The sequence below is a fragment of the Massilia sp. 2TAF26 genome (assembly GCF_052115005.1).
Taxonomy (GTDB): Bacteria; Pseudomonadota; Gammaproteobacteria; order Burkholderiales; family Burkholderiaceae_D; genus Telluria.
The window spans coordinates 1-17490 of sequence record NZ_JBFRFV010000043.1; the positions used below are offsets into that span (position 1 = coordinate 1).

General features: G+C 65.7%; 17 protein-coding genes. 6 read left to right on the forward strand and 11 right to left on the reverse strand.

Features of this window, described 5'->3' with window-relative positions:
* Both mreC and AB4Z32_RS25800 read right to left on the reverse strand, forming a co-directional pair.
* Nucleotides 1–1013 (reverse strand): rod shape-determining protein MreC (mreC, locus tag AB4Z32_RS25795; protein ID WP_442124709.1); only part of this gene is annotated, 1013 nt, incomplete at its 3' end.
* A 130-nt stretch (nucleotides 1014–1143) separates the two neighbouring features.
* Nucleotides 1144–2187: a rod shape-determining protein gene (locus tag AB4Z32_RS25800; protein ID WP_047827025.1), complete on the reverse strand. Its 1044-nt coding sequence runs from the start codon at nucleotides 2185–2187 to the stop codon at nucleotides 1144–1146.
* 333 nt (nucleotides 2188–2520) lie between these two features.
* Here AB4Z32_RS25800 and gatC point away from each other — a divergent pair, with 333 nt between their 5' ends.
* The 4 genes from gatC to AB4Z32_RS25820 all read left to right on the forward strand — a co-directional run bounded on the left by gatC (nucleotide 2521) and on the right by AB4Z32_RS25820 (nucleotide 6661).
* Nucleotides 2521–2820: an Asp-tRNA(Asn)/Glu-tRNA(Gln) amidotransferase subunit GatC gene (gene gatC, locus AB4Z32_RS25805; RefSeq protein ID WP_442124710.1), complete on the forward strand. Its 300-nt coding sequence runs from the start codon at nucleotides 2521–2523 to the stop codon at nucleotides 2818–2820.
* Between the two features lie 22 nt (nucleotides 2821–2842).
* Nucleotides 2843–4330 carry an Asp-tRNA(Asn)/Glu-tRNA(Gln) amidotransferase subunit GatA gene (gene gatA, locus AB4Z32_RS25810; protein WP_442124711.1) on the forward strand — a complete coding sequence of 496 codons (1488 nt, stop codon included), beginning with the start codon at nucleotides 2843–2845 and terminating at the stop codon, nucleotides 4328–4330.
* Between the two features lie 10 nt (nucleotides 4331–4340).
* Nucleotides 4341–5801: an Asp-tRNA(Asn)/Glu-tRNA(Gln) amidotransferase subunit GatB gene (gatB, locus tag AB4Z32_RS25815; protein ID WP_442124712.1), complete on the forward strand. Its 1461-nt coding sequence runs from the start codon at nucleotides 4341–4343 to the stop codon at nucleotides 5799–5801.
* A 134-nt stretch (nucleotides 5802–5935) separates the two neighbouring features.
* Nucleotides 5936–6661, forward strand: coding sequence for a hypothetical protein (locus AB4Z32_RS25820; RefSeq protein ID WP_442124713.1), 726 nt, complete (start codon nucleotides 5936–5938; stop codon nucleotides 6659–6661).
* Here AB4Z32_RS25820 and AB4Z32_RS25825 read toward each other — a convergent pair.
* Nucleotides 6645–7250, reverse strand: a complete 606-nt coding sequence (locus tag AB4Z32_RS25825) for a TetR/AcrR family transcriptional regulator (protein ID WP_442124714.1) — start codon at nucleotides 7248–7250, stop codon at nucleotides 6645–6647. The two genes, AB4Z32_RS25820 and AB4Z32_RS25825, sit on opposite strands and share 17 nt — an antisense overlap.
* Nucleotides 7251–7331: 81 nt before the next feature.
* Between AB4Z32_RS25825 and AB4Z32_RS25830 the strand changes: the two genes are divergently transcribed.
* On the forward strand, nucleotides 7332–7994 hold the full coding sequence (locus tag AB4Z32_RS25830) for a glutathione S-transferase family protein (protein WP_442124715.1): 663 nt from the start codon (nucleotides 7332–7334) through the stop codon (nucleotides 7992–7994).
* A gap of 12 nt (nucleotides 7995–8006) precedes the next feature.
* Here AB4Z32_RS25830 and AB4Z32_RS25835 read toward each other — a convergent pair whose 3' ends face one another.
* The 4 genes from AB4Z32_RS25835 to AB4Z32_RS25850 are packed head-to-tail and all read right to left on the reverse strand — an operon-like array spanning nucleotide 8007 to nucleotide 12836.
* A complete protein-coding gene (locus AB4Z32_RS25835; RefSeq protein WP_442124716.1) occupies nucleotides 8007–8732 on the reverse strand; it encodes a DUF6624 domain-containing protein in 726 nt (241 codons plus the stop codon).
* Nucleotides 8729–9520, reverse strand: a complete 792-nt coding sequence (locus AB4Z32_RS25840) for a nucleotidyltransferase domain-containing protein (protein WP_442124717.1) — start codon at nucleotides 9518–9520, stop codon at nucleotides 8729–8731. The genes AB4Z32_RS25835 and AB4Z32_RS25840 overlap by 4 nt, the downstream gene beginning before the upstream one ends.
* Before the next feature lie 11 nt (nucleotides 9521–9531).
* Nucleotides 9532–10188 carry an orotate phosphoribosyltransferase gene (gene pyrE, locus AB4Z32_RS25845; protein WP_442124718.1) on the reverse strand — a complete coding sequence of 219 codons (657 nt, stop codon included), beginning with the start codon at nucleotides 10186–10188 and terminating at the stop codon, nucleotides 9532–9534.
* 35 nt (nucleotides 10189–10223) lie between these two features.
* Complete coding sequence (locus AB4Z32_RS25850; protein WP_442124719.1) at nucleotides 10224–12836, reverse strand: ATP-binding protein; 2613 nt, start codon at nucleotides 12834–12836, stop codon at nucleotides 10224–10226.
* Nucleotides 12837–13062: 226 nt separating this feature from the next.
* Between AB4Z32_RS25850 and AB4Z32_RS25855 the strand changes: the two genes are divergently transcribed.
* The gene (locus AB4Z32_RS25855; RefSeq protein WP_442124720.1) at nucleotides 13063–13833 is read left to right on the forward strand and encodes an exodeoxyribonuclease III; all 771 of its coding nucleotides are present in this window, start codon (nucleotides 13063–13065) and stop codon (nucleotides 13831–13833) included.
* Here AB4Z32_RS25855 and AB4Z32_RS25860 read toward each other — a convergent pair.
* The 4 genes from AB4Z32_RS25860 to metX all read right to left on the reverse strand — a co-directional run bounded on the left by AB4Z32_RS25860 (nucleotide 13821) and on the right by metX (nucleotide 17488).
* Nucleotides 13821–14771 carry an RluA family pseudouridine synthase gene (locus AB4Z32_RS25860; protein WP_442124721.1) on the reverse strand — a complete coding sequence of 317 codons (951 nt, stop codon included), beginning with the start codon at nucleotides 14769–14771 and terminating at the stop codon, nucleotides 13821–13823. The two genes, AB4Z32_RS25855 and AB4Z32_RS25860, sit on opposite strands and share 13 nt — an antisense overlap.
* Nucleotides 14755–15654 carry a M48 family metallopeptidase gene (locus AB4Z32_RS25865; RefSeq protein ID WP_442124722.1) on the reverse strand — a complete coding sequence of 300 codons (900 nt, stop codon included), beginning with the start codon at nucleotides 15652–15654 and terminating at the stop codon, nucleotides 14755–14757. Before AB4Z32_RS25865 ends, AB4Z32_RS25860 begins: the two co-directional genes overlap by 17 nt.
* Nucleotides 15655–15719: 65 nt before the next feature.
* Nucleotides 15720–16337 (reverse strand): methionine biosynthesis protein MetW, encoded by a 618-nt coding sequence (metW, locus tag AB4Z32_RS25870; RefSeq protein ID WP_442124723.1) that lies wholly within the window; start codon nucleotides 16335–16337, stop codon nucleotides 15720–15722.
* Complete coding sequence (metX, locus tag AB4Z32_RS25875) at nucleotides 16334–17488, reverse strand: homoserine O-succinyltransferase MetX (RefSeq protein ID WP_442124724.1); 1155 nt, start codon at nucleotides 17486–17488, stop codon at nucleotides 16334–16336. The genes metW and metX overlap by 4 nt, the downstream gene beginning before the upstream one ends.
* Nucleotides 17489–17490 lie beyond the last annotated feature (2 nt).

A 17490-nucleotide genomic window follows, 5' to 3' on the forward strand; every position in this document is an offset into this window, starting at 1 on the left:
GTGCCGGCAGGTGCGGCGGCAGCGGCAGGCGCGCCGTTGGCGCCGGCGGCAGGCTGCTGGGCCGGCGGCAGCGGCTGCGGCCGCAGCGGCGGCAGCGGGATCGGATCCATCTTCGGCAGGTTGCGGCGCGAGGAGTTGCCGTTGCTTTTCGGCGCTTCCGCGGGCGGACGCGGCTGCGCGGGCTCGTCGGACATCACGATCAAGAGCTGGCGGTGGCGGTCGATGCCGGCCAGCGGCTGGCATACCACGCGTCCGAAGGCGCCCTGGGCCACGCTCTCCACCTGGCTGACCTTGGCGACCGCCAGGCCGGCCGGATACATGCCGTCCAGGCCCGAGGTGACCAGCACGTCGCCGACCTGGATGTCGGCGTTCGGCGCCACGAAGCGCAGGTCCAGCATGCCGGACTGGCCGCGGCCGTAGGCGACGCTGCGCAGGCCGTTCCTCAGCACCTGCACCGGAATCGCCTGCTCCCTGTCGGTCAGCAGGGTGACTTCGGAAGTGAAGGGGAACACGCGCGTGACCTGGCCGACCACGCCGGCATTATCGATCACGGGCAGGCCGAGCTTGACGCCGTTGCGCGCGCCGCGGTCGAGCACCACGCGGCGGATCGCCGGGTCGCGCGCGTCGTACAGGATCTCGCTCATCATCGTGCGCACCGGCAGGTGTTCGCGGGCGTCCAGCAGGCGGCGCAGGTGGCCGTTCTCGGCCGTCTGGAGCTGGGCCTGCTGCATCGCCTGGGCCATCGCCACCTGCTGGCTCTGCAGGTCGCGCACTTCCTTCTGCAAGGCGGAGATCGAGGAGAAATAGCTGCCCATATTGCTCAGCGCGTCGCGCGGCATCAGGGCAACCATCTGGAAAGGATAAAGGACCGTGGCGGCCACCTGGCGCACGGCGGTGAGCGCATGAAACCGCGCGTCGACGACAAGCAGTGCGACCGAGAGGAGAGCGAACACCGTCACCTTGACTCTGGCGGGAGCGCCTTGCTTGAAGAGCGGCGGAGGACTGTATTCCATGACTTCCAATAATGAGGGCGCCCGCGGAATGCCGCCGGACGCCGACGTGAAGACACACTAATATGACGCAAAAACGCAGACAGGACGCACGGGATCGCGCGTCCTGTCCGCCCACGTCCTTACCAGCCGATCATTCGTAGGAGAAGATCGAGCCCAGCTTGTCCATGCGCTCGAGCGCCATGCCCGAACCGCGCACCACGCAGGTCAGCGGATCTTCCGCGACCAGCACCGGCAGGCCGGTTTCTTCCATCAGCAGGCGGTCGAGGTCGCGCAGCAGCGCGCCGCCGCCGGTCAGCATCATGCCCTTCTCGGCGATGTCGGCGCCCAGCTCGGGCGGCGCCATCTCGAGCGCGTTCTTGACGGCGGAGACGATGTTGTTCAGCGGGTCGGTCAGGGCTTCCAGGATCTCGTTGCTCGAGATGGTGAAGGAACGCGGGATGCCTTCCGACAGATTGCGGCCCTTGACTTCCATTTCCTTGACTTCGGAACCCGGGAAGGCCGAACCGATGGCCTTCTTGATCGACTCCGCGGTCTGTTCGCCGATCAGCATGCCGTAGTTGCGGCGGATGTAGTTGACGATCGCTTCGTCGAACTTGTCGCCGCCCACGCGCACCGAACCCTTGTAGACCATGCCGCCCAGCGAGATGATGCCGACCTCGGTGGTGCCGCCGCCGATGTCGACCACCATCGAACCGGTCGCCTCGGACACCGGCAGGCCGGCGCCGATCGCGGCCGCCATCGGCTCTTCGATCAGGTAGACCTGGCGGGCGCCGGCGCCCAGCGCCGATTCGCGGATCGCGCGGCGCTCGACCTGGGTCGAACCGCAGGGAACGCAGATGATGATGCGCGGCGACGGGCGCAGGAACTTGGAGTCGTGCACCATGCGGATGAACTGCTTGAGCATCTGCTCGGTGACGGTGAAGTCGGCGATCACGCCATCTTTCATCGGACGGATCGCTTCGATATTGCCGGGAACCTTGCCCAGCATCTGTTTCGCTTCCTTGCCGACCGCCTGGATCGTCTTCTTGCCGTTCGGGCCGCCTTCCTGGCGGATCGCGACGACCGACGGCTCATCCAGGACGATGCCCTGGCCGCGGACGTAGATCAGGGTATTCGCGGTACCCAGGTCGATCGCCAGATCGTTCGAAAATAACTGCGTAACAAAACCAAACATGTGTGTCCTGATGCGCATCCAAGTGCGCCTAAAGCGGACCTCGATTTATCGAGATCCCAAACATTAATCGGGGAATCCTCGCCGCGATTGATGAATCCGCACCGCGGGCTTTCATGCGCGGCCCGCCTGCTTTCGGCGCCGGAGAACGCATTAGCCCGCCATTCTACCTTATAATTTGCCGTTTAAACGCTGAAAAACGGGTGGATTCGCGCCTATATCAGCCTGCGAGATCGACGGCATTAGAAAGCTTTTATCAGCTTTAGCAAGCCGTTGACCAAATTTCATTATTCGCACAACCATCTTTCAACGCGGCGCCGAGCCGCGCCTTAAGCCATGTCCCTGACTCTTTCAGACGTAAAACGGATTGCCAACCTGGCCCAGCTCGATATGGACGACGCTCACGCAGAGGTCGCCCTGAATGAACTGAACGGCATCTTTGCCCTGGCCGAGCAGATGCAGGCCGTCGATACCACCGGCGTCGAGCCGCTGTCGCAGCCCCTCGCCACCGTGCTCGCGCTGCCGCTGCGTTTGCGCGAAGACGTGGTAACCGAAGAAGACCGCCGCGCCGACTACCAGGCGCCTGCACCGAAGACCCAGGACGGCCTGTACCTGGTGCCGAAAGTGATCGAATAAACCAAGCTGGGATCAAAGAATCATGCATAACAAGACTCTCTCGGAGCTGTCCAGGCTCCTGCATTCGAAACAGATCTCGTCCACCGAGCTGACCCGGCACTACCTCGACCGCATCGCCGCGAGCAAGCACAACGCCTTCCTGCACGTCGACGCCGATCTGTCCCTGGCCCAGGCCAAGGCCGCCGACGCGCGCTTCGCGGAAGGCTCGGCCGGCCCGCTGACCGGCATCCCGATCGCGCACAAGGACATCTTCGTTACCCGCGGCTGGCGCTCGACCGCCGCCTCGAAAATGCTGGGCAACTACGTCAGTCCCTTCGACGCGACCGTGGTCACGAAGTTCGGCGACGCCGGCATGGTCACGCTGGGCAAGCTGAACTGCGACGAATTCGCGATGGGCTCGGCCAATGAGAACTCGGCCTTCGGCGCGGTCCAGAATCCCTGGGATACGCTGGCCGTGCCGGGCGGCTCCTCGGGCGGTTCGGCCGCCGCGATCGCCGCGCGCCTGGCGCCGGCCGCGACCGGCACCGACACCGGCGGCTCGATCCGCCAGCCGGCCGCCTTCTGCGGCATTACCGGCATCAAGCCGACCTATGGCCGCGTGTCGCGCTTCGGCATGATCGCCTTCGCCTCCTCGCTCGACCAGGGCGGCCCGATGGCACGCACCGCCGAGGACTGCGCCCTGCTGCTGAACGAGATGGTCGGCTTCGACGAGCGCGACTCGACCAGCCTCACGCCCGAGCAGGGCAATGCGCGCGAAGACTTCACCCGCGACCTGAACAAGCCCTTGACCGGCCTGCGCATCGGCGTACCGAAGGAATACTTCGGCGAAGGCCTGGCCGCAGACGTCGAGAGCAGCGTTCGCGCCGCACTCGACGAGTTCGTGAAACTGGGCGCGACCCTGGTCGAGATCTCGCTGCCGAAGACTTCGCTGTCGATCCCGGTCTACTACATCATCGCGCCGGCGGAGGCCTCGAGCAACCTGTCGCGCTTCGACGGCGTCCGCTACGGCTACCGCACGCCGGCGTACACCGACCTGCAGGACATGTACAAGAAGACCCGCGCGGAAGGCTTCGGCAAGGAAGTCCAGCGCCGCATCATGGTCGGCACCTACGTGCTGTGCCACGGCTACTACGACGCCTACTACGTGCAGGCGCAGAAGATCCGCCGCCTGATCGCGGACGACTTCCAGGCCGCCTTCAAGGACAAGTGCGACGTCATCATGGGCCCGGTGGCCCCGACCGTGGCCTGGGACCTGGGTTCGAAATCGAACGACCCGGTCGCCAACTACCTGGCCGACATCTTCACCCTGTCGACCAGTCTGGCCGGCCTGCCCGGCATGTCGATCCCATGCGGTTTCGGCCAAGGCAAGGAAGGAGCAATGCGGAACGCCAAGCGCCCGGTCGGCCTGCAAATCATCGGCAACTACTTCAGCGAAGCCAAACTGCTGAACATCGCGCACCAGTACCAGCAAGCGACCGATTGGCACGCGCGCGCGCCTGAAGGCGTATAAGGAGAAGAACATGCAATGGGAAGTCGTCATCGGTCTTGAGAACCACGTCCAGCTCACGACCAATTCGAAAATCTTCAGCGGCAGCTCGATCCAGTTCGGCGCCGAGGCCAACACCCAGGCCAGCCCGGTCGACCTGGCGCTGCCGGGCGTGCTGCCGGTACTGAACCGCGGCGCCGTCGAGCGCGCGATCCGCTTCGGCCTGGCGGTCGGCGCCAAAATCGCCCCGCGCTCCGTTTTCGCGCGCAAGAACTACTTCTACCCCGACCTGCCGAAGGGCTACCAGATCAGCCAGTTCGAGGACCCGGTGGTCCAGGGCGGCACCATCAGCTTCGCCTACGAGAAGGACGGCAAGATGGTCACCAGGACCGTCAACCTGACCCGGGCCCACCTCGAGGAAGACGCCGGCAAATCGCTGCACGAGGACTATGCCGGCATGAGCGGCATCGACCTGAACCGCGCCGGCACGCCGCTGCTGGAGATCGTCTCCGAGCCGGAGATGCGCAGCGCGAACGAGGCGGTCGCCTACGCCAAGGCCCTGCACTCGCTGGTGATGTGGCTGGGCGTCTGCGACGGCAATATGCAGGAAGGCTCCTTCCGCTGCGACGTCAACGTCTCGGTGCGCCCGGTCGGCCAGAAGGAATTCGGCACCCGCTGCGAGATCAAGAACCTGAACTCCTTCCGCTTCATGGAAGAGGCGATCCACTACGAAGTGCGGCGCCAGATCGAACTGATCGAAGACGGCGGCAAGGTCGTGCAGGCGACCCGCCTGTGGGACCCGGACAGGAAGGAAACCCGCCAGATGCGCAGCAAGGAAGACGCGCAGGACTACCGCTACTTCCCGGACCCGGACTTGCCGCCGCTGGTGATCGCGCAGGACTGGATCGAGCGCGTGAAGGCCGACATGCCGGAACTGCCGGGCGCGATGCGCGACCGCTTCATCAAGGACTACGGCCTGCCCGAGTACGATGCGCTGATCCTGACCTCGTCGCAGGGCATGGCGAGCTATTACGAAGCCGTGGTGGCCAAGGCCGGCAAGGAGAACGCCAAGGCCGCCGCCAACTGGATGATGGGCGACGTCTCCTCGGCCCTGAACCGCGCCGACCTCGACATCATCGAGTCGCCGGTCGAGGCCTCGCAGCTGGCCCTGCTGCTGAAGCGCATCGCCGACGGTACGATCTCGAACAACGCCGCCAAGAAGGTGTTCAGCCTGATGTGGGAAGCGGAGTCGGAAGACGAGCAGCTTGCCGACGCCATCATCGAGCGTGAAGGCCTGAAGCAGATCTCGGACACCGGCGCGATCGAAGCCATCGTCGACGAAGTCCTGGCCAACAATGCGAAATCGGTCGAGCAGTACCGCGCCGGCAAGGAAGCGGCGATCAACGCGCTGATCGGCCAATGCATGAAGGCGTCCAAGGGCAAGGCGAATCCGGCCCAGGTGACCGAGCTGCTGAAGAAAAAGCTGGCTGCCTGATTTTTCAGAAGTTTTGACCTTGTAAAAAACCGGGGCCCCCCCGGTTTTTTTATGCCTGTTGCGTGAGATTTGGTGAGCCTTGGCCGGATCGTGCCTGCCTATAATCGATGTTCCATTTCTCTGCGAAGCCATCGATGCGCCATCCTGCCCGCTCCGGATTTCTGCCGCTCCTGCTCGTCTCTTTCCTGGCCTGCGCCGCAGACGCCACCTCCACCCAGGTCTATCTCGACCACGATGAACTGAATTACGTGGGGCCACTCGACGAACAGGCCAATGCAAAGCTGTTTGCCCTGTACGACAGCCTGAAGGAAAAGCCGGCCCGGCTGGCGATTCGTAGCGAGGGCGGGCCGACTACTCAAGGCTTGGCGCTGGGCCAATGGGTCCGCGACCATAAGCTCGACGTCAAGGTGCTGGAGTATTGCATGTCGTCCTGCGCCAACTATGTGTTCCCTGCAGGGCAGCACAAGGTGGTCAGCAACTTCGCCGTCATCGGCCTGCACGGCGGCTTGAGCAGCACCAGCTTCAACTTCGACGAAGCCACGAAAAAGACGCTCGCCGCGATGCCGCCGAAGGAACGCCAGGCGCTGATCGATCAGATCAACGCATCGATCAAGGGCGACTCGGTCAAGGAACAGGCCTACCTGAAAGCGCTCGGCGTACGCGCGGATTATGTGACGCTGGGCCAGGAAGAGCGCTACCAGAAGCTCTACCGCGACGATCCGAAAGTGGTCGGCTGGACCTACTCGCTTGAGGATTTCGGCCGCATGGGCATCCACGACATTTCGGTCATCAATCCACCCTGGCGGCCCGGTGCTGCGTTGAAAAACATCGCTTTCACGGTGCTCAAGGTCGACGACTGAGCTCCGGCGCCCCCGCGCCCAGCAAGATCAGCGCCTGCGCCCGCGCCGCGCCGCGCAGCGAACGCCGCAAGCCCGCATCGTCGGTCGTCCGCGCCAGCACCATCCCGCCCACGCACAGCGACACGATGGCCTGGGCCCGCTGCTCGCCATCCGGCACCCCGGCCAGCGCCGCCGCATACACCGCGGTCAGGTTGCGGATCAACTGCGTATAGGCCTTCTGCGGCGACAGCCCGGCGCGCGCCACGTCGCCCGGCAGCGCGTACAGCGGGCAGTGGTGGTCGGGGTTGTCGAACACCTCGTCGCTCAGGTAGACGTCGATCAGCATGCGCGCCAGCTGCGCCGGTTCGGGCGGCGGGCTGTTGCTGAAATCGGGCTTGAAGGGATTGCAGCTGCTGAAGCTGGCGACGGCCTCCGCATACAGCTCGTCCTTGCTGCCGAAGTGGTGATAGAAGCCGCCGCGCGTCAGGCCGGCCTCGAGCATCACGCGGTCGATCGATACCTGCTCGAAGCCATGGCGGTTGAACAGCCTGCGCGCGGCATGGACGATGCGCTCGCGGGTCTGGGCCTTGTGCTCGTTGCTGTAGGGCATGGCGTGTCTCCGACATTATGTTCTTGAACATATTATGGTCTCACGTATTCTGCTCCCATCCCATGACAAGGAGGAGACCAAATGATCACCCTGACCACTTTCCGCAGCGTGCCGCCGTTCGCCATCGGCTATGTGCGCGATTTGCGCGTACGCTGGGCGCTGGAGGAAGCCGGCCTGCCCTACCTGCTCCGCGCGCTCGAATTCCAGGACGCGGCCACGCCCGCCTACCGCCGCGAGCAGCCCTTCAGCCAGATTCCGGTACTGCAGGATGGCGGCCTGACCCTGTTCGAGACCGGCGCGATCCTGCTGCACCTGGGGCAGCGGCACCCTGTCCTGCTGCCGCACGACGCCGACGAGCGGGCGCGGGTGACGGCATGGATGTTCGCGGCGCTGAACTCGGTCGAGCCCTATGTCGGCAACCTCGTCAGCCTGGTGGTGTTTTCCGCTGGCGAAGCCTGGGCGGCGGGCGCCCGTCCCTCGGCGGAAGCGATGGTGGACAAGCGCCTGCGCGACCTCGACGACTGGCTCGATGGCCGGGAATGGCTGGCGGAGAGCTTCAGCGCGGCCGACATCCTGATGACGACCGTGCTGCGCCTGCTGGACGACATGGAGATGGTGGAACGCTACGCGCGCGTGCGGGCCTACCGCGACCGTTGCATGGCGCGCCCGGCCTTCCGGAAGGCGCTGGCCGACCAGGTGGCGCATTTTACGCAGGCGCAGGCGCCGGCCGCTGCAGCGGCATGAAACCTGTCCGGCTCAGGGATGTCCGATGCGGGCCACGCGCATCATGCAGGCGTAGTCCGCCAGCGGCATGACGCCGAGGTCGCGCCGGTGGGCCTCGACCTCGCGCACGCTCGCCTCGTCGGGCAGGCCGAAGTGTTCGCCTCCCATCTCTTCCGGCGAGAACTGGGTGCCGTAGCGCTGCGGCTTGCCTTGCGCTTTCAGGATGCGGTCGGTGAAGCGGGCCAGGTCATCGCCGCTCAGCTCATGGTCCGCAAAGCGCTGTTCCAGCGTCGGCAGGAGCGATGCCTGGAACTGCGGATCGTCGTCCATGTGCTGCATCAGGAGCCAGGCGCGGTTGACGCCCACTTCGCCGACCTGGGCCGCGGTGGGGAATCCCTTGCCGGCGACCAGTTCGCGCAGCCAGCGCAGGTTGTTTCGGTCGGACAGCGTCACCGCGCGGCCAAGCTGCCGATCCCAGCGCCTGGCCATCCACGCGATGCGCGCGTCCTGGTCGCGCGTGAAACGCTCGTCCAGTTCGGCGCGCAATTCGGGATCGGACAGCGTACGCGCGGCGTCGCGCCGGACCATGGCCTGGTAGGTATCGTCGGGATGGGCCATCCTCCAGGCCGTCACGCCCGCGCAGGGATAAGGCGCCGCCGACTCCTGTCCGGCGGCGCGGGCCGGCAGCGCGAATGCCAGGCCCAGGAGTGCAGCCGCAGCAGCCCCGCCCAGCCGGCCCAGGCAGCGATGCGCATTCATGCCCGCCATGCCTCGTCGACCGTGGCACGGAACAGGCGCGACAGCCCGGAGACCATTTCCTGGCGCTCGTGCCGCGCCGGCTTCAACGCTTCCAGCCGTTCCAGCTCGCGTTCGATGAAGCCGTGGATCTCGGGGATCTGCGGCGACAATCCCATCTCGGGTGATTTCCGCTTGTGCTCCAATAGGGCATCGATGGCGCCGGTGAGCGCCGGCTGGTCCGCAATGAGCGTCAGCAGGGTCTGGAATTCGATCGGCGCCACGGTGCCGTATTTTTCGAGCCAGCGTACCGCCAGCAGAGGCCGCAGCACGTAGAAGTACTTCTTCAGCGGGACCCGCTCGGCCTTCAGGTAGCCGCGATAATTGGTCTTCGCCATGCTGCGATAATGATGGATTCCGCGCTCGCAGGAATACACCTGGGGCAGCATGGCGCGCACGGCCTGGGCGAAGCCGCCGCACTCGCTGTAGACGATGGGCGACTGGATCCATTCGATGAAGGCCGGATTCGATTTCCAGAACAGGCGCAGGGCCTTGCGCAGGTCCCAGCCGTTGATGTCGATTTCGTCGACGATCGGATACTCGATGACGCCGCGCTGCTCTTCAAGGCTGACCGACAGATACCAGTCGCGCTGGTTGACGTAGATGAAGCGGGCATCGAAGTCGCTGTTCGGGGACGCGAAACCCCAGGCCCTGCTGCCGGATTCGACCGCCAGCAGCACCTTGACGTCGTGCTCCGCCTCTGCGCGCTTGAGCCGATCGAGAATGTCGAGGCGGACCGGCTCGGGAATCATCGGCTGGCCTCTCAGACCACGCCGTACTGCGCGCGATAAGCCGCCACCGCATCCTTGTGCTCGGCCATGGAAGGGTCGGCCGACAGGTAAGTGAACAAGTCGGACAGGTTGGCGATCGAGATCACCGGGATGCCGTAGTTCTGGCTGACTTCCTGCACCGCCGACAGCGGCGACAGCACGCCGTCCTTGCCACCGCGCTCCATGCGGTCCAGCGCGATCAGCACGGCGCAGGGCTCGGCGCCGGCGGCGCGGATCATGGCCACCGATTCGCGCACCGAGGTGCCGGCCGAGATCACGTCGTCGATGATCACGACCTTGCCCTTGAGCTGGGCGCCGACGATGGTGCCGCCCTCGCCGTGGTCCTTGGCTTCCTTGCGGTTGTAGGCGAAGGAAGTGTCGCGGCCCTTCGCCGCCAGCGCCACCGCGGTGGCCGAGGCCAAGGTGATGCCCTTGTAGGCCGGGCCGAACAGCATGTCGAATTCGATGCCGGAATCGAGCAGGGTCTGGGCATAGAACTGGGCCAGCTTGCCCAGCGTGGCGCCGTCGTGGAACAGGCCCGCGTTGAAGAAATACGGCGACTGGCGGCCGGCCTTGGTGACGAACTGGCCGAACTTCAATACTTCGGCCTCGACGGAAAACGCAATGAACTGCTGGCGCAGATTGTCCACGACTTACCCCTGATCTGTACGATAAAACCCGTATTTTAACCGGGGCCTGCGCCGTGGCCTACGGGGCCGGAGCTCACCAGGCGCACCACCAGGTCGGGATTGACCGGCTTGACCAGGTGGTGTTCGAAGCCGGCCTGCCCGCTCCTGGCCTTGTCGGCTTCCTGGCCGTAGCCGGTCAGCGCGACCATGCGGCAGGGATGGCCGTCCAGCAGCGCGCGCATGCGGCGCGCCAGCTCGTAGCCGTCGAGTACCGGCAGGCCGATGTCGAGCACCGCCAGGTCGGGACGGAAGCCCGGTACCGCGGCCAGCGCCGCGATCGGCTCGTGGAAGACCTTCACCTCGTGGCCGTGGGCGGCCAGCAGCCGCGCCAGGGTCTCGGCGCCGTCGACGTTGTCGTCGACCAGCATGATGCGGCTGCGCCCGGTCGCCGCCGCCGGCTCCGGCTCCGGCAGGCTGGGCGCGGCGTCGGCGCCCGGCGTGCGCAGCGGCAGCAGGACCACGAACTCGCTGCCCTTGCCCTTCCCTTCGCTGCGCGCCTCGACCTTGCCGCCGTGGAGTTCGACGATGTTCTTGACCAGCGCCAGGCCGATGCCGAGGCCGCCCTCGGCGCGGTCGATGTTGCGCTTCCCCTGGAAAAACAGGCCGAACACCTGGGCGCGCAGTTCAGGCGTCATGCCGACGCCGTTGTCGACCACGCCGATGCGCAGCCAAGGCTCGCCTTCACCCGCGCCCTCGCGCGCCGCCGTCAGGCGCACGTGGCCGCCCGGTTCGGTGTAGCGCGCCGCGTTCGTCAGCAGGTTCGAGACCACCTGCGCCAGCCGCACCGGATCGCCTTCCCAGCGCAGGCCCGGTTCGATCTCGACGTCGAGGCGATGGCGGCGCTGCTCCAGCAGCAGGCTGGCCATTTCGACCGCCTTGTTCAGCGGCTGGGCGATGTCGACGTGTTCGAACTTCAGGTCGATCTTGCCGCGCGTGACGCGCGAGATGTCCATCAGGTCGTCGACCAGGCGGACCAGGTGACCGACCTGGCGTTCGATGATCTCGCGCTCGCGCAGCGCGGCTTCTTCGCCGCGCAGGCGCATCAGCTGCAGCGAGGTGACGATCGGCGAGAGCGGATTGCGCAGCTCGTGGCCGAGCATGGCCAGGAACTCGTCCTTGGCCTGGCTGGCGGCGGTCAGCTCGGCCAGCAGTTCGGCGCGCTCGGCGTGGGCGCGTTCGATCTGCTGGCGGCTGCGCACATGCTCGGTGACGTCCACCGCCACCAGGATCACGCCGCGCTCGTCGTCCTCGTTTACCTCGTGCGGTTCCAGGCTGAACTTGAGGAAGCGTTCGCGCGGCTGGCCGTTGGCATCGTTCAGGACGATCCGCATCTCTTCCGCGCGCACCATCCGGCCGCTGCGGTAGACCTGTTCGAGCAGGTGCAGGGGCTCGCTGTCGCGCAGTTCCGGGAAGGCTTCCAGGTAGGTCTTCCCTTCCAGTCCGCTGCGGCCGACCAGCTCCGTATAGCTGCGGTTGGCCAGGCGGAAGGTGAAGTCCGGTCCGGCCAGGAGGGCCGCGGCCACCGGCGCGTTGAGCAGCATGCGGTCGCGCTGGGCCAGCGCCAGGTCGCGCTCGCGCCTTTCGGTGGCGTCGCGCGTGAAGCAGCGCGTGTAGCGCAGCTCGCCATTTTCGAAGTGGCCGTTCGAGTGGATCAGCACATGCCGGATCGAGCCATCCTTGCAGCGCAGGCGGGCCGGCTGGTCGTACAGGGTTTTGCCACTCGACAGCCGACACAGGATGCTGCCGATGACGGGCGCGTCGACGTGGAATTCGGCGATGTGGTGGCCGACGTATTCTTCCCAGCGGTAGCCGAGCATCTGCAGTTCGGCGCGGTTGGCCCACAGGATGGTGCCGTCGCCGCCGACCCGGTGCAGGCCCTCGGCCGCGTTCTCGACGAAATCCATGAGCTCGCGCTCGCTCTGGCGCAGGACGGCCTCGGTATCCTTGCGGCGCTCCACTTCGGCTTCCAGCATGCGCACCTTCTGCTCGAGCCTGAGCAGCTTCGGGTCGACGTCGCCGCCAGCCGGCAGGTCCATCGCCACGTCGGCGCAGGCGTGGTCGTGTTCGGCGCAGACCTGCTGGAAGGCGTGTGCCATCTTGTTCGACGGGAACAGGCTCCAGGGATAGCCGCAGAACAGGGCGAACTCGATCCGTTGCGCCAGCTCGTTCCACAGGCGCTCGAGCTCCAGTGCGGCGTCGTAATGCCCGCGCGCGCACAGCAGCGCCACCATCTCGCCGAAGGCATGCAGGCGGGTGCCGCCGGCGCAGGTATCGCGCACGAGGGTGCCGACCACCTCGTCGAAACGCCGGCGGTCCGGCCAGCCGTCGACCAGGAAGCTTTCCAGCGTCGCCTCGGCATCGAGCCAGGCGAGCTGACCGGGCTGCGGCATGGCGCGGCCTTGCGCGAGCGCGAGGGCATCCAGGCGCCGGCGCAGCGCCTCGCAATGGACGGCGGTGGCGATCACGATGCCCTTGCCGCCGGCGGCCAGGGCCTGGTCGACGAAAGCCGCGACTTCGTCGAGCAGCATGTCGTCGTTGTCATAAAAACGGACGAAATGCCTGTTTTCTCCGTGTTTCCCGGACAGAATGTCGTCGGTCTTGATCAGCACGTAAGCTCCTGTGCATGCATGAAAAGCGCCCGCAGGACGCGGACTCCATCGGAAAGTTTAACACGTTGAAACAGTGGACTTAACAATCATGGCGACAAGCATAGTCATCCATGCACAGTAAACAAAGATGCTTCCCAGCGGCCAAACAACGGCAATATGTTGAGTCAGATCAAAACACGTTACACTCTCCACCTTGAACTCCCGCCTGCCTTTTTCTTTTTGACCCATGCCAAGAATTATTTCTGCGAACCTGAACGGTATCCGCTCCGCCCACAAGAAAGGCTTCTTCAACTGGCTCGCCGGCCAGAACGCCGACTTCATCTGCGTGCAGGAATTGAAAGCCCAGCAAGCCGACATGACCGAGGAATTCCTTGCGCCGCACGGCTACCACGGCCATTTCCACTACGCCGAGAAAAAGGGTTACTCCGGCACCGGCGTCTATAGCCGCATGAAGCCGGATGCCGTCAGGATCGGCTTCGGCTGCGTCGAGTTCGACAATGAAGGCCGCTACACCCGCTGCGACGTCGGCGACCTGACCGTGATCTCGGTCTACTGCCCGTCCGGCTCGTCGTCACCCGAGCGCCAGGAAGCCAAGTTCCGCTTCATGGAGGTATTCCTGCCGCACCTGCAGGGACTGAAGGCCGAGGGCCGCGAGGTCGTCATCTGCGGCGACTGGAACATCGCGCACAAGGAAATCGACCTCAAGAACTGGAAGGGCAATATGAAGAATTCCGGCTTCCTGCCGGAAGAGCGCGCCTGGATGACCCGCATCTTCGACGAAGTCGGCCTGGTGGACGTGCACCGCGTGGTGGCGCCGGAAGCCGTCGATTACACCTGGTGGAGCAACCGCGGCCAGGCCTACGCGAACAACGTGGGCTGGCGCATCGACTACCACGTCGCCACCCCGGGCATCGCGGCCAAGGCCCATGCCGTCTCGATCTACAAGGACGAGCGCTTCTCGGACCACGCGCCTCTCATCATCGACTACGCGCTGTAATCCTTCGGCCACGCCAGCATGCGTTCGCTGGCGAAGCTGCGCGCCTGGCCGGTGAGCGGATCCTCGAAGGCGATGCTGCGCGCCAGCAGTTGCAGGGGCGCCGAGAAGTCGTCGCCCTTGCAGGGCAGCGCCACCGGATAGAAGGCGTCGTTCAGGATCGGCACGCCCAGCGAGGCCATGTGCAGGCGCAGCTGGTGCTTGCGGCCCGTATGCGGGTGCAGGCGGTAGCGCGCCAGCGCGCCGCGGCGCTCGATCAGCTCGACCACGGTCTCCGAATTCGGCTCGCCCTCTTCCTGCTTCATCACGAAGAATTTTTCGCCGTCGACCATGCGGCTGCGGTAGGTGAAGGGGAATTCCCGTCCCTCCAGCATGGGCGCCAGCGCCTCGTAGGTCTTGCGGATCGTCCTCTTCTGGAACATCGACTGGTAGGTGCCGCGTGTTTCCAGATTGTGCGAGAAGATCACGACGCCGGCCGTCTCGCGGTCGAGCCGGTGGATCGGCGTCAGGTGCGGCAGCGCCAGCGCGCGCTTCAGGCGCACCAGCAGGGTCTCGCGCAGGAAGCGCCCGGTCGGGATCATCGGCAGGAAGTGCGGCTTGTCGACCACCAGCAGGTGCTCGTCCCGGAACAGGATCTTCTCTTCGAAGGGAATCGGCGTCTCTTCCTCGAGCTCCCGGTAGTACCAGATGCGCATGCCCTGGCGCACATGGCTGCCGGCGGCGAGGCGCTCGCCCCTGGCGTCGACCACGTCGCCGCGCGCCAGCCGCTCGGCCCAGGGCGGGCCGGCCACCTCGGGGAAGCGTTCGTTCAGGAAGGCCAGCATGCCGCCGGGGCGGGTTTCCGTGATCCACAGGTAGCTGGGAGCGACGCCGTCGCGCACCGGCAGCGGCACATGGGCATTGGCTTCGGCCTGGTGGCCCTTCCTAACGAACCGCGACATTGCTTCGGTAAGGCGGCAGGCGGTCGACCGAAGTGCCCTTGCTGCGCGCGTACAGCGGCAGCAGCACGTTCATGTGATCCTGGATCTGCTGGATGCGGTTGGCGCCGCCCGGGTGGGTGGACAGCAGGTCGATAGTCGCGCCGCTCTGGTCCAGGGCCGCCATCTTGTTCCACAGGGCGATGCCGGCACGCGGATCGTAGCCGGCGCGAGCCGAAATATCCAGGCCGACCAGGTCGGCTTCGCGCTCTTCGTCGCGCGAGAATTTCAGCACGTAGAGCTGGCCCGCGGTGTTGGCCAGGCCGCGCACGTCGTAGCCCGACCAGGCGGAAAACAGCGCCCCGAGCGCGGACGTGGCCAGGCCGGTGGTAGTGGCCTTGGCCTGGCGGTCGCGCCCGTGTTCGCGCAGGGCGTGGGCGATCTCGTGCCCCATCACGGCGGCGATTTCGTCGTCCGTGAGCTTAAGCTTGTCGATGATGCCGGTGAAGAAGGCGATGCGGCCGCCCGGCATGCAGAAGGCGTTCACCTGGTCCGATTTGAGCAGGTTGACCTGCCATTTCCACTGCTGGGCATCCTGGTTCCAGCGCGTGGTATGCGGGATGATGCGCTCGGCGATGGCGCGCAGGCGCTTGACCTGCGGGTCGCCGGCCGGCACCAGCACACCCTTCTGCTGGGCCTGGCCCAGCAGCGCCGCGTATTGCTGGGCGGCCTGCTGGTCCATCGCGCCTTCCGGCGCCAGCAGGTCGCGCAGGGCGCCGCCTTTCAGCGGCTTGACCGCGATGCCGTCCTGCACCACCTGGCCCTGCTGCCCGCGATCCTGGGCCGGCGCCGCCTGCACGATGCCGCACAAGGCCAGCACGGCCACTGCTTGCTTGAACTTGGTCATGGTCGTCTCCGATGCGGATAGCTGTCATTACGGCGCATCATACACAAGCATATGAAAGCACACTGTTAGGTAACGACCAGATCCTTCTTGCGCAGGCGGAAAACCGCCAGGCTGCCGCGCAGGTTGGGCAGGAAGGACACCACCTGCCCTTCGGCCAGCGCCACGTACTCCAGCACTTCCAGCCCGCATTTCTCGGCCAGGTCCTTGAAGTCGTGGATCGTGGCGTAGCGCACGTTGGGGGTGTCGAACCACTGGTAAGGCAGGGAACGCGACACCGGCATGCGGCCCTTCAGCAGCGCCATCCGGTGCGGCCAGTAGGCAAAGTTCGGGAAGGACACGATGGCTTCCTTGCCGACGCGGACGATGTCGCGCAGGCGCGCCTCGACGTGCTGCATCATCTGCAGCGAGGACAGGCACAGCACCATGTCGAAGGTATCGTCGCCGAACAGGTCCAGGCCCTGCTCCATGTCGTGCTGGATCACGTCGACGCCGCGCTTCGTACTCTCCAGCACCTTGTCGTCGGCGATCTCGACGCCGTAGCCGGTGCAGCGCTTGCCGCGCTCCAGGTAGCGCAGCATGGCGCCGTCGCCGCAGCCGACGTCCAGCACGTGCGAACCGGACCGGACCCAGTGGGTGATGAAGGCCAGGTCGGGGCGCAGGGTGTTCAGGTCTTCGAATTTCATGCGGCGTCCCTAGCAGTGCTTTCTTCCCAGATCCGGTCGTAGTAGGCGCGCACGATGTTCATGTAGCGCGGGTCCTCGAGCAGGAAGGCGTCGTGGCCGTGCGGGGCGTCGATCTCGGCGTAGCTGACCTTGCGGCGGTTCGCCAGCAGGGCCTCGACGATCTCGCGGCTGCGCTCGGGCGAGAAGCGCCAGTCGGTGGTGAAGGACGCGATCAGGTACTTGGCCCTGGTGTTCGCCAGCGCCTTGGCCAGGTTGCCGCCGTGCTCGCGCGCGGGATCGAAGTAGTCGAGCGCCTTGGTGATCAGCAGGTAGGTGTTGGCGTCGAAGTATTCCGAGAACTTGTCGCCCTGGTAGCGCAGGTAGGACTCGATCTCGAAGTCGACGCCGAAGTCGAATTTGTACTCGTCGGTCTCGGCGGCGTTGCGGAGCTTGCGGCCGAATTTTTCCGCCATGTCGTCGTTCGACAGGTAGGTGATGTGGCCGACCATGCGCGCCACTTTCAGGCCGTTCTTCGGCACCACGCCGTGTTCGTAGAAATCGCCGCCGTGGTAGTCCGGATCGGACAGGATGGCGGTGCGGGCGACGTCGTTGAAGGCGATGTTCTGGGCCGACAGCTTGGGCGTCGAGGCGATCACGATGCAATGGCGCAGGCGCTCGGGGAACATGATGCTCCAGGCCAGCGCCTGCATGCCGCCCAGCGAGCCGCCCATCACGGCGGCGAACTGTTCGATGCCGAGGCGGTCGGCCAGGCGCGCCTGGGCCGCGACCCAGTCTTCCACCGTCACCAGCGGGAAGGCGGCGCCATAGGGCTTGCCGGTGGCCGGATTGTCGTGCATCGGGCCGGTCGAGCCGAAGCAGGAGCCGAGGTTGTTGACGCCGATGACGAAGAAGCGGTCGGTGTCGACCGGCTTGCCCGGGCCCACCATATTGTCCCACCAGCCGGCGCTCTTCGGCTCGTTCGCGTAGTGGCCCGCCACGTGGTGGGAGGCGTTCAGCGCGTGGCAGATCAGCACCGCGTTGGACTTGTCGGCGTTCAGGGTGCCATAGGTTTCATACATCAGCGTGTAGTCGCCGATGGAGGCGCCGCTTTGCAGGCGCAGCGGTTCGGCGAAGTGCATCGCCTGGGGTGAGACTATTCCAATCGATCCCATGA

What these genes read in the sequence shown, in the direction of transcription:
- AB4Z32_RS25820 (WP_442124713.1), top strand. Translation starts at nt 5,936, where the DNA reads ATGCGCCATCCTGCCCGCTCCGGATTTCTGCCGCTCCTGCTCGTCTCT.
- gatC (WP_442124710.1), top strand. Translation starts at nt 2,521, where the DNA reads ATGTCCCTGACTCTTTCAGACGTAAAACGGATTGCCAACCTGGCCCAG.
- AB4Z32_RS25800 (WP_047827025.1), bottom strand. Translation starts at nt 2,187, where the DNA reads ATGTTTGGTTTTGTTACGCAGTTATTTTCGAACGATCTGGCGATCGAC.
- gatA (WP_442124711.1), top strand. Translation starts at nt 2,843, where the DNA reads ATGCATAACAAGACTCTCTCGGAGCTGTCCAGGCTCCTGCATTCGAAA.
- AB4Z32_RS25825 (WP_442124714.1), bottom strand. Translation starts at nt 7,250, where the DNA reads ATGCCCTACAGCAACGAGCACAAGGCCCAGACCCGCGAGCGCATCGTC.
- gatB (WP_442124712.1), top strand. Translation starts at nt 4,341, where the DNA reads ATGCAATGGGAAGTCGTCATCGGTCTTGAGAACCACGTCCAGCTCACG.
- metX (WP_442124724.1), bottom strand. Translation starts at nt 17,488, where the DNA reads ATGGGATCGATTGGAATAGTCTCACCCCAGGCGATGCACTTCGCCGAA.
- AB4Z32_RS25865 (WP_442124722.1), bottom strand. Translation starts at nt 15,654, where the DNA reads ATGACCAAGTTCAAGCAAGCAGTGGCCGTGCTGGCCTTGTGCGGCATC.
- AB4Z32_RS25835 (WP_442124716.1), bottom strand. Translation starts at nt 8,732, where the DNA reads ATGAATGCGCATCGCTGCCTGGGCCGGCTGGGCGGGGCTGCTGCGGCT.
- AB4Z32_RS25840 (WP_442124717.1), bottom strand. Translation starts at nt 9,520, where the DNA reads ATGATTCCCGAGCCGGTCCGCCTCGACATTCTCGATCGGCTCAAGCGC.
- AB4Z32_RS25830 (WP_442124715.1), top strand. Translation starts at nt 7,332, where the DNA reads ATGATCACCCTGACCACTTTCCGCAGCGTGCCGCCGTTCGCCATCGGC.
- AB4Z32_RS25855 (WP_442124720.1), top strand. Translation starts at nt 13,063, where the DNA reads ATGCCAAGAATTATTTCTGCGAACCTGAACGGTATCCGCTCCGCCCAC.
- AB4Z32_RS25860 (WP_442124721.1), bottom strand. Translation starts at nt 14,771, where the DNA reads ATGTCGCGGTTCGTTAGGAAGGGCCACCAGGCCGAAGCCAATGCCCAT.
- metW (WP_442124723.1), bottom strand. Translation starts at nt 16,337, where the DNA reads ATGAAATTCGAAGACCTGAACACCCTGCGCCCCGACCTGGCCTTCATC.